The following is a 12,976-nucleotide window of genomic DNA, read 5'->3' as shown; positions in this document are numbered from 1 at the left end:
CCGTTCGGCACCGGTGCCCGCAGGAGGGGTGCACCGCGCCCTGCGGAGGGGCGCACGGAGTCGACGGCGCAATCAGGCCCGGACGGTCACGCTCCGGTGGATCTGGCGCCCTGGCGATCCCCTACATGCGGCCGCCCGGCCCCCCAGGACTCGAGCACCGCTCGCACATCCGCACGTCGCTCCGATGCAACAGCAAGCCGGTATGCATCCTCGACCACGTGGTCGATCAGGACCCGGTGACCGGACGACGCCGATTCCACCGCGGCCTCGACCATGGCCAGGCTCAGGATGTTCGAGTGCACCTCGCCCGAGGGCACGTCGCCGGACCGCAGCGACGCCACGAACTCCACCAGCGCACCCGCGATCTCCTCATCGTGGGACACCGGCTCGGGTGAGGACCCTCCCGAGAGCCTTTCCGCGACCGGCGCTCCATCCCCGTCCCAGGCCGCCGATCCATCGGCACCGTTCACCCGCCAGCTGCCGTTCCACGATGTCTCCAGGCCGTCCGCGCACCAGCTGCCCGTGTATACGTAGCGGGTTCCGCCGCTCATGGTGAACACCGCCGTGGCGGCGGCATCACCGCTGTACCAGCTCCACGACGGGTTGTACTCCTCGCAGTACACGGACACCGGCTCCTGACCCAGCAGGAACCGCACGGCATCGAACTGATGGATGGCCATGTCCACCAGCAGCACGTGCGCCATCTCCTCCCGGAACCCCCCGAAGCGCGGTGCCTTGAAGAACTCGGTGGTCACCACCCCGACATCGCCCAGCCCATCTGTGATCGCCTTCAGCTGCGTCAGACCGCGGAAGTACCGGCGCGACTGGCTGATCATCAGCAGCTGGCCGCTGACCTCTGCGGCAGCAGCCAGCGACAGCCCTTCGGCGACGGTCGGCGCTACCGGCTTCTCGCACAACACCGGCAGCCCGGCGAACATCGCCTCGATGTTGACAGGGTGATGTGCACCCGGCACCGTCACATTCACGACGGCGTGGGCGCCGGTCGTCAGCGCGACCTCCGACACGCTGGTACCCAGCGCCACGCCGTCGAGCCCGAATTCCTGCACTGCCGCGTGCGCGGTCGCCAGGTTCAGGTCCACGAGGCCTACCAGCTCGACGTCATCATTGGCCTGCAGTGTCCGGATCCAGGCCCTGCCCATACCCCCTGCGCCCACCTGCACGACGCGCAGCGGTCCCGGCTCATCGATCGTTGCGAAGGAGATCAATTGTTCATCGCCCCCTGGTAGCCGTGTCCGGCGTAGAAGTCCTCGGTCTCGTAACGCAGCAACACCGGATCGGTGCGCTCCGGACGCAGGGTTCTCGCCCACTCGACCCCGTTGGCGATGACGCGGCGTACGTCCTTGTGGTGGTAGACGGGGTAGTCCTGGTCGCCGGGGTTGAAGAAGAAGATCTTCCCGAAGCCGCGCTTGAAGGTGCAACCGCTGCGGAACACCTCACCGCCACTGAAGGTGCTGAGGAAGACCAGCTCGTCGGGGGCGGGGATGTCGAAGAACTCGCCGTACATCTCCTGCTCGGGAATGATGAACGGATGGGGGACGCCCTGGGCGATCGGATGGGATGGATCGACCGTCCACACGATCTCCCGATCACGCTCCGAGCGCCAGCGAAGCGTGCACGAGGTCCCCATCAGCTTCCCGAAGATCTTCGACCAGTGGCCGGAGTGCAGCACCAGCAATCCCATACCCGCGAGTACGTGGCGGTGCACACGCTCGACAACCTCGTCGGAGACCTCGCCGTGGGCGGCGTGTCCCCACCACACCAGCACGTCAGTGGACTGCAACACGTCCTCGGTGAGGCCGTGCTCGGGATCATCCAGAGTGACGGTGCGGACCTGCGCACGCTCCCCCAGATTCTCCTCGATGCCCTCCCGGATGGTGGTGTGCATGCCGTCCGGGTAGATGGCGGCGACCTCCGGCTGCTCCTTCTCGTGGCGGTTCTCGCCCCAGACGAGGACGCGCAGGGCTTCGGGGTTGGTCATGGTTCTCCTGACTGTCGGGTGGAGCGTTACGTAGCGGAAGCACCGTCGTGAGATCGCATCCCTAGGGCCGGCCGGCGTCCAGCCAGTTCTCGGGCGACGGGACGAGCAACTCCAGCTCGGCCCACAACCCCTGGGGCAGGTCCGCGGTGGCGGCCTCGATCGTCGGTTCGATCCGGCCTGTCTTGCTGATACCGAGAACCGTCGTGCTGACGCGCGGCTCGCGGATCGAGAACTGGATGGCTGCCGTCGTGAGGTCCGTCTGCCAACGGCGGCAGACCTCGCGCATCCGGGTGATCGAGGCAAGCGTTGCGGCCGCCGCAGGACGGTACCCGTACACCTTGTTGGTCCCGGTGGAGTCGGCCAGGATGCCACCGCCCAGGACCGCGGCATTGATGACCGCCATGCCGAGTTCGGTTGCGCGCGCGATGATGTCCCCGGCACTCCGGTCGACCAGGGTCCACCGGTTGTGCACCAGGAGCACATCGAAGACACCGAGCTCGAGGTATCGCGCCAATTCGTGGACATTTCCGCCGGCAAGTCCCAGGCAGCCGACCTCGCCGCTTTCGCGTGCTGCCACGAGTGCGGCTACGGCGCCGCCCTTGGCCGTCAGCTCGTCGAAGTCATGGAACTCGGGATCATGCAGGTGCACGACAGGCAGTGGGTCGATGCCGAGCCTCTGCCGGCTCTCGCCCAGCGATCGTCGCACTCTGTCTCCGCTGTAGTCGCTGCCCTTCGCATCGACCTTCGTCATGACGACGAAATCGTCGGGCAGTCCTCCGTATTCGGCGATGCCTTTGCCGATCCGGGCCTCACTGCGGCCGTCGGAGTAGCCGTTCGAGGTGTCGATCGTCCGGATATCGCTGTCGAGTATCGCGCAGACGAGGTCGATCGCGTCACGCTCGGCGACCTCGTAACCGAACGTGTCCGGCATGCTGCCGAGCGGTGCCCCTCCCAGCGTGATCGGACTGACCTTCAGGCCGGTCGATCCGAGGTGGTTCAACTCCCAACGCGCGGTCATGCGGCGTGCACCTCGAGCCCGGATGCAGTCCCCACCTGCGCGACGCACCGCCGGGCAGCCGGTGGACGGGCATACTGGCCGCGCCCCTGACATCTCCGAGGGCGAGTGGCGCGGAGAGTGGACGGTGTCGTCATCATCGGATCCTTCGGAAGGGGGCGGCGGTCAGGAGGCGGCGGCTTCAACATGATCATCATCTATACCTCGCGGCGCGGCATACCGCCCGAACTGTACGAGTCGGCGCGAATCGACGGGGCGAACGAGGTGCAGATTGCGCTGCGGATCAAGGTTCACCTCGTGGTGCCGGCGCTGGTGCTCACGGCGATCTTCTCACTCATCGGGTCTACGAAGGGCGGTGCCGGCAGGCCCACCGCCCTCGTAGGACCGCCGCGGAACGCCTCGGGGAACGCTGGTTGTCCGAGGGTCTTGCTACATTCTGACCAGCACGGGATCCATCCCCGCGCACCACCGATGCCGGGGGCACCATGTTCTTGCTCGACCCGACCGCACCGGCCCTCACGCCGGACCTGGTCTTCTCCGCGACCGACCTCGTCGCGGCGAGCGAGTGCGAATACCGGACCCTGCGCATCCTCGACGAGAAGCTCGGCCGCACATCGAAGGCGGAGTTCGCGGTGGACGAGCTGCAGCGGCTCGCCGGGGCTCTCGGCGACGTCCACGAACTCAGGGTGCTGGATAGCCTGACCACCCGGTACGGACCGTGGAACCCGGAGCGGAACACCGGGGTGTACCGGGTGGAGCGGGGTGACACGATCGACCGCGCCGCACTGCTCGCCAAGCACGAGGAGACCGCAGCCGTCCTCACCGCCGGCGCCGACGTCGTCTTCCAGGCCACCTTCTTCGACGGCGAGTTCCTCGGCTACGCGGACTTCCTCGTCCGGCAGTCTCCTGAGGCCGAGCATGCCGGCCGCTACGCGGTGTGGGACACCAAACTCGCGCGGCACGCCAAGGTCGGCGCGCTGCTGCAGCTGGCAGCCTACGGTGACCAGCTGATCCGCCTCGGCCTCGAACCCGCCCCGCAGGTCACCCTCGTGCTCGGCGACCTCGAGCACAGCGTCCACTCCCTCACCGACCTGCTGCCCGTCTACCGCGAACGCCGGGACCGGTTCCGCACCCTCACCGGCGCACATCGCGCCGCGGACACGATCGTCGAATGGGGTCAGGGCGGCGTCGTGCACTGCGGGCGCTGCGACTACTGCGCCGAGCAGGTCACCCTACACCGGGACCTGCTGATGGTCGCCGGCATGACGTCGTCACGGCGCAAGGACCTGATCAGCAGGGGCATCACCACGATCGACGCGCTCGCCGAACTCCCGGACGCCGACACCCGTGGTCCGCTGCTGCGACTGCGGGACCAGGCGCGCATGCAGACGGGCACCGCCGTCGTCGACGGCTCGCGCACGTTCGTCAAGGACGGCCTCGAGCGGACGATCGGCTACCGGGTGCTCGCCGAGCACACACTCGCGACGCTGCCCACGCCGAGCGGCGGCGACATCTTCTTCGACTTCGAGGGCGACCCGCTCTGGCAGGACCCGGCCACCGGCAACTGGGGATTGGAGTATCTCTTCGGTGTCATGGAGCCGGCCGACGCGGACGACGCCCCGGTGTTCCGACCCTTCTCGGCGCACTCCCGCTGGGACGAACGGCAGGCGTTCCTCGACTTCCTCGACTACGTCGAGAAGCGACGCAGCGCCCACCCGGACCTGCACATCTACCACTACGCGCCCTACGAGAAGACGGCCCTGCGCACCCTCTCGCTCCGGCACGGTGCCGGCGAGGACATCGTCGACGACTGGCTCCGCAGCGGCCTGCTCGTGGACCTGTACGCGACGGTCCGGCACTCGCTGCGGGTCTCCGCGGCCTCCTACTCCATCAAGGAACTCGAGCCCCTCTACATGGGCGATCACCTCCGCACCGGCGACGTGGCCGACGCCGGCGCCTCCGTCGTCGCCTACGCGCAGTACTGCGCGGCGCGGGACGACGGCGACGAAGCAGCCGCCGCGACGATCCTCGCCTCCATCACCGACTACAACGAGTACGACTGCCTCTCCACGCTGCGCCTTCGCGACTGGCTGCTGCAGCTGCCCCGGCCCGACGCACCGGACGGAGCCGACCCGTCCGACGGCGGGCAGGACGCGCCGACGAGACCGGAACCGAAGCCCGCGGACGAGCCCACCCCTGACGAGATCCGGCTGCGCGATCACCTCGCGGAGCGTGCAGGTGACCGGCCGACGGCGGAGGACCAGGCCATCGCGATGGTCGCCGCTGCCACCGGCTACCACCGCCGCGAGCGCAAGCAGTTCTGGTGGGAGCACTTCGACCGGCTCGAGAACGACCGGGACAGCTGGTCCGACCAGCGGGACGTCTTCGTGGTGGAGTCCGGGACGGTGCTGGAGGACTGGGCGAAGCCGACGCCCAGGGCCCGGACGGAGTCCCGGACGATCCAGCTGCGCGGCGTCCTGCCCGATGGGTCCGACGTGCGTCCGGGGTCGACGTGGTTCCGCATGTACGACGCCCCGCTACCGGACGGCGTGCAGGTACCGGCCGACAGCCGGCTCGGCCGGGGTGGGTGCTTCGGGACGGTGGTCGAGCGCGTCGAGGCGGATCCCGACGTTCCCGGCAGGACGCTGATCACGGTCACCGAGAAGTCGTCGGCCACCGTTCCGCCGTACCGGCACCTGCCCGCCGCCCTGACACCCGACCAGCCCATCGCCACGGTCAGCCTGGAGGCGTCGCTCGCCGAGCTGGCGAACACGGTCGGCGCAGCACTTCCCGACCTCCCGCGGCACCCCGGCCTCGACGTCCTGCAGCGCTCCGCGCCGCGCCTGGCGACGGGGAACGCCCTGCCGCTCGTCGCGCACGACGAGTTCGGACAGGCCGACTACGTCACTGCCGTCACGGACGCCGTGCTCGACCTCGACTCCTCCTACCTCGCCGTGCAGGGCCCTCCCGGCACCGGCAAGACGTATGTGGGCTCGCGCGTCATCGCGCGCCTGGTCGGACGGGGCTGGAAGGTCGGCGTCGTGGCGCAGTCCCACGCCGTCGTCGAACACTTCCTCACCACGGCCGTCGCCGCGGGCGTGGACCCGGAGCGGATCGGAAAGAAGCTGCAGCAGGAGCATCCCGTCCCCTGGCTGCACACCTCCGACGGCGCCATCACCACCCTCCTGGCCGGGGACGGCGGGTGCCTCATCGGCGGGACGTCGTGGTTCATGACCGGCAGGCTCCTACCGCCCGGGTCGCTGGACCTGCTCGTGATCGACGAGGCCGGACAGTTCTCGCTCGCCAACACGCTGGCCGTCTCGCGGGCGTCGTCGCGCCTGATGCTGCTGGGTGACCCGCAGCAGTTGCCGCAGGTCACGCAGGGCTCTCACCCGGAACCGGTCGACGAGTCGGCCCTGGGCTGGCTGTCCGCCGGTCATGCGACGCTCCCCGCGAGCCTCGGGTACTTCCTCGCCGACTCCTGGCGCATGCATCCGCACCTGTGCGACGCCGTGTCCCGGCTGAGTTACGACGGCAAGCTCGACGCCGCTCCGGCTGCCGCGGCCCGCCGGCTGGAGGGGCCGCCGGCAGGGGTCGACGTCGTCCTGGTCGACCATGCCGGCAATGTCGTGGCCTCGGACGAGGAGGCCGCGGAGGTCGTCGTCCAGGTGCGCCGGCATCTGGGCCTCACGTGGCATCCCGGCGGGACCGAGCCATCCCGGCCGCTGGCCCCGACCGACGTGCTGGTGGTCGCCGCGTACAACGCGCAGGTGCAGCGGATCCGCGCCGCCCTCGACGCCGCGGACCTGCGGGACATCCGGGTGGGGACGGTCGACAAGTTCCAGGGGCAGGAGGCCGCGGTGGTGCTCGTGAGCATGGCCTGTTCGTCGGTGTCCGAGGCGCCCCGCGGCGTGGAGTTCCTGCTGAACCGCAACCGCATCAACGTGGCCATCTCGCGGGGGCAGTGGCGGGCCGTCGTCATCCGCTCCCGCGAACTGACCAACTTCATGCCCACACGCCCCTCCGGCCTCGAGGAACTGGGCGCGTTCATCGGGCTCGGCGCCGGGACCGCGGCGGCCCCCGGAACCCGCTGACGGGCCGGACGCGCCTAGGCTGGGCCTCACCACCGCCCCGCCAGCAAGGAGAGCCATGACCTACGAACTCCGCACCTACACCGCATCGCCGGGCAAGATGGACGCCCTGATGCGCCGGTTCCGCGACTCCACCATCGATCTGTTCATCGAGCACAACATGAAGAGCCTGGGCTACTGGACGCCTGTCGGCTCCCCCGACGTGCTCGTCTACCTCCTCGAGCACGACGGCGACCCGACGGCGAACTGGAAGGCGTTCGGCACGGACCAGCGCTGGATCGACGCGAAGTCCGCATCGGAGACGGACGGGCCGCTGGCCGCGACCATCGAGTCCGTGATGCTGGAGGCGACCGACCTCCATCCGATCGCCTCCGCGCGCTGACCGTCAGTCGGTTGACGGCTCGGCGCGGCCTGCTGCACGGCCTCGTCCCGTTCGAGCTACGGCGGTACGTTGGTCCGGTGGACGACGTCGAGCTTGCGGCAGCTTTGGTACGGGATGCGTCTCGACGTGCGCTCGAGATGCGGTCGAACGGGGTGGACATCGAGCAGAAGACCTCGACGGCCGACCTGGTCTCGGCCGCCGATCGTGCAGCGGAGGCACTCATCAGGGACCGGCTCCGGGACGAGCGCCCCGAGGACGGCGTGCTCGGCGAGGAAGGATCCTCCGTGGCATCACGGAACGGCCGCCGCTGGGTCATCGACCCCGTGGACGGGACGTTCAACTTCCTGTGGGGACTCCCCGCCTGGTGCTCTGCCGTAGCTCTCGACGACGACGGCGTGCTCCTCGCAGGAGCCGTGGACGTACCCGCCACCCGGGAGACCTGGGTGGCGGGCCAGGGCCGGGGCACGACGCTGAACGGCAGCGCCGTCGGGCCACTGGCAGACACACCGCTGCGCGACTGCAGCGTGGCCTCCTACCTGGACCGGTCCGACGTCTCCGACTCCTCGATGATGGCCGTGCTGTCGCGGATCATGGACGGCGCAGCCACCCTGCGCATCAGCGGCTCGGGAACCGCCGACCTCGCCGACGTGGCAGCGGGCCGGATCGGGCTGTGGATGCAGCCGGACTGCGCCGATTGGGACTGGTTGCCGGGCCGCGCGCTCGTGGAGGGGGTCGGCGGGAGGACCAGGATCGTCGAACACCTCGGCAGGCGGTGGCACCTCGCCGGTTCGGGGGCCGCCGTCGACGAATCGGCGCAACGGCTCCTGACGGCGGGCTGAACCCGGGCACCCCGCGCGGCGGCACGACGTGGCAGGATACTGCGATCACACGACGTTCAGCGTGTACATCGAGCAAGGGAGCGACCATGGACACCCCTGATCCTCGCGAGACCCTGGCGCAACGGCTCCGGGACTTCTTCGCGTCGCGCGCGAACGTGCGTGAGGTCCGCATGTTCGGTCTCCAGTCGTTCATGGTCGACGACCGCCTGGCGGTCGGCGCCGGCCGGAACGGGGACCTGCTCGTCCGCACCGACCCGGCCGACCACGAGGAGCTGCTGCGACGAGGCGGGACAGCTGCGCGCATGGGCGGCGACCGGCCGATGGGTCAGGGCTGGCTCACCGTGCCGAGCGAGAGGATCGACGACGACGCGGACCTCGCGTTCTGGATCACGGTCGGCATGGACTCCCGCAGGGCGTCGGGCTGAGGCACACGCAGCGTTCGTCAGCGCCTCAGCAGCATCCGGCGGTCCCGCCATGCCGCCGTCGACCACAGCGCCCACACCACCAGCACGGGCTGGAAGAACAGGCGGGCGAGCCGGGCACGGTCGGTGTCGAGCCCGAAGGCGCTGACGCCGTCGACGTACTGGGCGATGTTGCCCGGGAAGACCGCGACGAAGAACGCCGCGACCACCCAGCCGACCGGCACGCGGCGCCTGCCGGCGAGGACCAGTGCGGCGCCGAGCACCAGCTCGACGACGCCGGACACCACCACGACGGGATCCGCTCCGAGCGGAAGCCAGGCAGGGACCTGCGCTGCGAACGCCGACCTCGCGAAGGTCAGGTGAGCCGAGCCCGCGAACAGCAGGAACGCACCGAGTACCACGCGGGCGACGGTCCGCACCGGCGAAGCGCGGGAAGGAGACGTGTGGGAAGGGGAGGTCATGCAGCGCACAATAGCCGCAAGGTGCAGGACTCGGATAAGGTCAGGGTGCTGTCGTCCGCAGTCCCCAGCACCGTCGAGCCCGCCGGGGGAGGAACCCATCCCGTGGGATGTCCTCCACCAGGTCGGAGAATTGCAGGGACACGACGGCAGGTTGCCGCCCGCCCCACGAAGGAGACCGCCATGGCCCCCCGGAACCGCACGAACGACCGACTCCGCATGACCCTCGCCCTGCTCGCCGCTCACCAGTCCGCGGGCACCGCCGTCGCCCCCAGTGAACTGATGGCGCAGGCTGTCGCCCAGGTCCCGTTCGACGCAAAGGAAGCCGAGCTCCTCTCCGGCGGCGTCCCCCGCGGTTTCAAGGCCCTGACGACGGCGACGTCGAAGCTCGTCAAGGCCGGCTGGCTCGTCAAGGGCCGCAGCGGCTGGACCGCCACCGACGAGGGCGTCCGCGCGGTCCACGTCTTCACCGACCCCGAGCAGTTCATCAACGCCATGATCAGTGGCGCTCCCGTGCCGGAGACCGCCGCCGAGGCTCCCGTGCACGCGCCGGTGGCCCCCGAGCAGCTGGGCGAGGAGGCGCAGGCCGCGCAGGCCGATGTCGATGTGGACCCGACGGAGGTCGCCCAGGCCAAGGCAGCTCTCGTCGAGGACCCCACGCCCCCGGACGTCACCCCGACCCTCGAGGTGACGCCCGACGGCGTCATCTCGCCCGCGGAGGGGACGGCCGACGACGCCTGGCACGAACAACCCCAGTCCGTCGCCCTCTCCGGCGACTTCGACCCGCTGTTCGGCGAGGCCGGGCACTGGAGTTCGGACCTCCGCGAACTGCAGCTCGACTACGACGCCGCAGGGAACATCTGGCAGCAGACCCTCCAGCTGCCCGCCGGCACCTACCAGTTCAAGATCCTCGTCAACGGGTCCTGGGCGGAGAACTACGGCCGGTTCGGCGTGCGTGACGGCGCCAACCACGAACTGCACCTGCTCTCCGACACGTCGGTGACCTTCCGGTTCGACTACGCCACGAAGGACATCGAGACCTCCTAGGTCCGGGTCCCTCGGCCCCGCCTGCTTGCCCTCGGGCCTGCAGGCGGGGCCGTCGTCGTTCCCGGGGCTAGCGGCGATCGGCCAGCGACACCGCGGGACGCCCGGGCGGCAGGGCCTCGGACCGCAGGATCTGCAGCGCCAGCAGGCACGTGGCCTGACCCTCGAGCGACGTCAGCGACACCCGCAGCAGGCCCTCGAGTTTCCCCAGCCGCTGGGCGAGGGTGTTGCGGTGGATGAACAGCTTCGCCGCCGTGCGGCCGGGCTGCGCATCGTGCTCGAGGAACGCCTCCAGCGTGCCGAGCAGGTCCACCGCATGCGCGGCGTCGTATGCGAGGACGGGTGCCAGGAGCTTGTGGGCACCGGCCCGGGCACCCGATGATGCGGTCGACGCGATCAGCGCGCGGATCCCGAGGTCCGGTGCGCGCACCGGCGCCCGGACCTCCCCGACCGTCGTCCCCGCCTGATGGATCCCCAGACGGAGTTCGTCGATGGTGTGGCAGGGCCCCTTGAGCACGAGGGGCTGGCCGGGGAGCTCCCGGACGCAGGCCTCGAGCAGCCCCGTCGCGGCGTCCTCAGCACCTGCGCTGCCGAGCGGTCCCTGGACGAAGGCGTAGAGGACGCCCGCACGGACCTGCACGCGCACGTCGAGGAACCGCGACTGCAGCAGGAGCCGGATCCGCCACGCGTTGGAGAGGTTCCGGCGCCCGGCGGTCGCGGCCAGCACGAGGGTGGGCTCACGCACGTCGAGGCCGGTGGACCGGAACGTCGCGGTGAACTCCTCGAGGGCGACGCCGGCCCAGTCGGGCACCTGGTCGAGGAGGGTCTCGAGCTCCCGCTCCTTGTGGGTGGTGGTGTGCAGCGCCGTCTGCAGCTGCACGGCGATGATCGACGCCGCCGGTGCGAGCAGGGTGTCCACCGGGTGGTCCGACGTCGCGTCCCGCACGATCAGCTGGAACGAATCACCGCTGCCCATGGGCAGGGGGATGCTGCCGCGCCCCGCCCCCGGCACCTCCGTGAGGTCCGCGGCGGTCCAGACCGAGGCCGACGGCGAGCGCGCGATGACCACGCCGGCGGCGTCGACGATGGCGAGATGCCCCTCGGCGGCCTGTGCCGCGGCGTCGAGCACCACCTGCAGGTGCGACCCGGAGGCGGCGAGCTGCGCACACTCCTGTGCCAGCTCCCACGACCTGTTCACGGCCGTGAAGCGCTCCACCTCCAGCACGTTCGTCACATGGCGATGGACCTGCAGGAACGGCACCGATTGCGGGATCTCCAGCAGCGGCACGTCGAGCTCCGTCGCCGCCCGGACGAGACCGGGCGGGATGAGGCGGTGCGCCGTCCCCGTCCCGAAGGCGATGGCCGCCACCCGGACGCGGACGAGGCGCTCCACGTAGGCGGTCCAGGTCCGCTGGTCCTCGATGTTCAGCCCGATCCCGTTGGTCAGCAGGACCACGTTGCTACTGAGGAACGGCGTGGGATCGATGGTTTCGGCGGGAGCGCACCAGCTGATGTCCCAGCCCAGCCGCTCCACCGACGACGGCGTGTGGAGGCGCAGCTGCAGGGCATCGGCAGCCAGCAGATCGGCGACGATCATGGGGTCCTCCTGTGTGCATCTGCCCTCCGAAGGGAGAGAAGCGAGGGCGCGCGCCCACTATATCGGTCCGCCGACGCTCTCTAGGGTTATCGCATGACGGACGCTCCCCGGCGCACGACGCCGATGATCAATTCGGACATGGGCGAATCGCTCGGCCTGCACTCCTTCGGCAACGACCCCGCGCTCCTCGGGACCGTGGACGCCATCAACGTGGCCTGCGGCTTCCACTCGGGAGACCCGGACACCATGGCGGAGACCGTCGCGGCGGCCCACGCGCAGGAGGTGCTGATCGGCGCCCACCCCGGGCTCCCGGACCTTGTGGGCTTCGGGCGGCGCGAGATGAAGCTGACACCCCAGGAGGTGGAGCACCTCGTGCTCTACCAGGTGGGTGCGCTCAGCGCCTTCCTGCGGCGCGAGGGCGCACGCCTCAACCACATCAAGCCCCACGGGTCCCTCTACGGGATGCTGGCCCGCGACCCGGACCTGATGAGGGGCGCCGCCCGGGTGGCCCGGCTCTTCGACGTCGCCGTCTACGGCATCGCCGGCACCGCGCACCAGAGCGTGTGCGAGGAACTCGGTGTGCCCTTCGTCGCCGAACTGTACGTGGACCTCAACTACGGGCCTGCCGGCGAACTCCTCATCCAGCGCCGGCCGGAGCCGACGGACCCCGCCGCGGCCGCGCGACGCGTGACGCGTGCCCTCACGGACGGCGTCGTGGAGGCCTCCGACGGCTCGCTCCTCACCATCCCGTTCGACAGCATCTGCGTCCACTCGGACGCCCCCAACTCCCCCGAGGTGGCGGCGGCTGTCCGCTCCGCCCTCGATGCTCTCTGACGACCCGACCCTCCACCCGACCCTCCACCCGACCCTCCACCCGAAAGGACCCCCGTGGCCGACATCGTCTCCCCACTGCCCGGCATCTTCTACCGCAAGCCCGGGCCCGACAAGGACCCCTACGCGAACGAGGGTGACGCCATCGAGGCGGGCCAGACCATCGGGGTGGTGGAGATCATGAAGCAGTTCTCCGAGATCCGCAGCGACGTGGCCGGTACCCTCGAGAGCTTCGCCGTCGAGGACTCCGGGACCGTCAACCCCGGCGACGTCATCGCCACGGTGTCCGAGGGCTAGC

Annotated in this window: 12 protein-coding genes; 7 read left to right on the top strand and 5 right to left on the bottom strand. The window is 70.1% G+C overall.

Going from position 1 to position 12,976, the window contains the following annotated elements:
- Positions 1 to 86 precede the first annotated feature (86 nt).
- From AC4D2C_RS11890 to AC4D2C_RS11880, 3 genes are all read right to left on the bottom strand, one after another.
- Entirely contained in the window at positions 87 to 1,223 is a 1,137-nt protein-coding gene (locus AC4D2C_RS11890) for a Gfo/Idh/MocA family protein (RefSeq protein ID WP_490915273.1), read from the bottom strand.
- Positions 1,223 to 1,999: a ThuA domain-containing protein gene (locus AC4D2C_RS11885; protein WP_490915084.1), complete on the bottom strand. Its 777-nt coding sequence runs from the start codon at positions 1,997 to 1,999 to the stop codon at positions 1,223 to 1,225. The genes AC4D2C_RS11890 and AC4D2C_RS11885 overlap by 1 nt, the downstream gene beginning before the upstream one ends.
- Before the next feature lie 61 nt (positions 2,000 to 2,060).
- Positions 2,061 to 3,017 (bottom strand): aldo/keto reductase, encoded by a 957-nt coding sequence (locus AC4D2C_RS11880; protein ID WP_490915083.1) that lies wholly within the window; start codon positions 3,015 to 3,017, stop codon positions 2,061 to 2,063.
- Between the two features lie 482 nt (positions 3,018 to 3,499).
- Here AC4D2C_RS11880 and AC4D2C_RS11875 point away from each other — a divergent pair, with 482 nt between their 5' ends.
- The 4 genes from AC4D2C_RS11875 to AC4D2C_RS11860 all read left to right on the top strand — a co-directional run bounded on the left by AC4D2C_RS11875 (position 3,500) and on the right by AC4D2C_RS11860 (position 8,751).
- Positions 3,500 to 7,108, top strand: coding sequence for a TM0106 family RecB-like putative nuclease (locus tag AC4D2C_RS11875; RefSeq protein WP_490915081.1), 3,609 nt, complete (start codon positions 3,500 to 3,502; stop codon positions 7,106 to 7,108).
- 55 nt (positions 7,109 to 7,163) lie between these two features.
- Positions 7,164 to 7,487 (top strand): NIPSNAP family protein, encoded by a 324-nt coding sequence (locus AC4D2C_RS11870; RefSeq protein WP_490915080.1) that lies wholly within the window; start codon positions 7,164 to 7,166, stop codon positions 7,485 to 7,487.
- A 77-nt stretch (positions 7,488 to 7,564) separates the two neighbouring features.
- Positions 7,565 to 8,326, top strand: coding sequence for an inositol monophosphatase family protein (locus AC4D2C_RS11865; protein ID WP_490915078.1), 762 nt, complete (start codon positions 7,565 to 7,567; stop codon positions 8,324 to 8,326).
- 86 nt (positions 8,327 to 8,412) lie between these two features.
- Positions 8,413 to 8,751 carry a TfoX/Sxy family protein gene (locus AC4D2C_RS11860; RefSeq protein WP_490915076.1) on the top strand — a complete coding sequence of 113 codons (339 nt, stop codon included), beginning with the start codon at positions 8,413 to 8,415 and terminating at the stop codon, positions 8,749 to 8,751.
- A 17-nt stretch (positions 8,752 to 8,768) separates the two neighbouring features.
- On the opposite strand, the gene AC4D2C_RS11855 is transcribed toward AC4D2C_RS11860, so the two are convergent.
- On the bottom strand, positions 8,769 to 9,209 hold the full coding sequence (locus tag AC4D2C_RS11855) for a DoxX family protein (protein WP_490915074.1): 441 nt from the start codon (positions 9,207 to 9,209) through the stop codon (positions 8,769 to 8,771).
- 180 nt (positions 9,210 to 9,389) lie between these two features.
- Between AC4D2C_RS11855 and AC4D2C_RS11850 the strand changes: the two genes are divergently transcribed.
- Complete coding sequence (locus tag AC4D2C_RS11850) at positions 9,390 to 10,253, top strand: pullulanase X25 domain-containing protein (protein ID WP_490915072.1); 864 nt, start codon at positions 9,390 to 9,392, stop codon at positions 10,251 to 10,253.
- Positions 10,254 to 10,320: 67 nt separating this feature from the next.
- On the opposite strand, the gene AC4D2C_RS11845 is transcribed toward AC4D2C_RS11850, so the two are convergent.
- On the bottom strand, positions 10,321 to 11,847 hold the full coding sequence (locus AC4D2C_RS11845) for a PucR family transcriptional regulator (protein WP_490915071.1): 1,527 nt from the start codon (positions 11,845 to 11,847) through the stop codon (positions 10,321 to 10,323).
- A gap of 93 nt (positions 11,848 to 11,940) precedes the next feature.
- Here AC4D2C_RS11845 and pxpA point away from each other — a divergent pair, with 93 nt between their 5' ends.
- Both pxpA and AC4D2C_RS11835 read left to right on the top strand, forming a co-directional pair.
- Positions 11,941 to 12,681: a 5-oxoprolinase subunit PxpA gene (gene pxpA, locus AC4D2C_RS11840; protein WP_490915069.1), complete on the top strand. Its 741-nt coding sequence runs from the start codon at positions 11,941 to 11,943 to the stop codon at positions 12,679 to 12,681.
- Between the two features lie 54 nt (positions 12,682 to 12,735).
- Complete coding sequence (locus tag AC4D2C_RS11835; protein WP_104049356.1) at positions 12,736 to 12,975, top strand: acetyl-CoA carboxylase; 240 nt, start codon at positions 12,736 to 12,738, stop codon at positions 12,973 to 12,975.
- Position 12,976 lies beyond the last annotated feature (1 nt).

The organism is Arthrobacter sp. TJ-240, from assembly GCF_058269195.1.
The sequence above is the reverse complement of the archived record's forward strand: the minus strand, read 5'-3'. Positions and strand labels throughout refer to the sequence as shown.

Excerpts from the sequence above, each read along its gene's own strand:
- AC4D2C_RS11875 (WP_490915081.1), top strand. The coding sequence starts at position 3,500 with ATGTTCTTGCTCGACCCGACCGCACCGGCCCTCACGCCGGACCTGGTC.
- pxpA (WP_490915069.1), top strand. The coding sequence starts at position 11,941 with ATGACGGACGCTCCCCGGCGCACGACGCCGATGATCAATTCGGACATG.
- AC4D2C_RS11855 (WP_490915074.1), bottom strand. The coding sequence starts at position 9,209 with ATGACCTCCCCTTCCCACACGTCTCCTTCCCGCGCTTCGCCGGTGCGG.
- AC4D2C_RS11850 (WP_490915072.1), top strand. The coding sequence starts at position 9,390 with ATGGCCCCCCGGAACCGCACGAACGACCGACTCCGCATGACCCTCGCC.
- AC4D2C_RS11870 (WP_490915080.1), top strand. The coding sequence starts at position 7,164 with ATGACCTACGAACTCCGCACCTACACCGCATCGCCGGGCAAGATGGAC.
- AC4D2C_RS11860 (WP_490915076.1), top strand. The coding sequence starts at position 8,413 with ATGGACACCCCTGATCCTCGCGAGACCCTGGCGCAACGGCTCCGGGAC.
- AC4D2C_RS11845 (WP_490915071.1), bottom strand. The coding sequence starts at position 11,847 with ATGATCGTCGCCGATCTGCTGGCTGCCGATGCCCTGCAGCTGCGCCTC.
- AC4D2C_RS11880 (WP_490915083.1), bottom strand. The coding sequence starts at position 3,017 with ATGACCGCGCGTTGGGAGTTGAACCACCTCGGATCGACCGGCCTGAAG.
- AC4D2C_RS11885 (WP_490915084.1), bottom strand. The coding sequence starts at position 1,999 with ATGACCAACCCCGAAGCCCTGCGCGTCCTCGTCTGGGGCGAGAACCGC.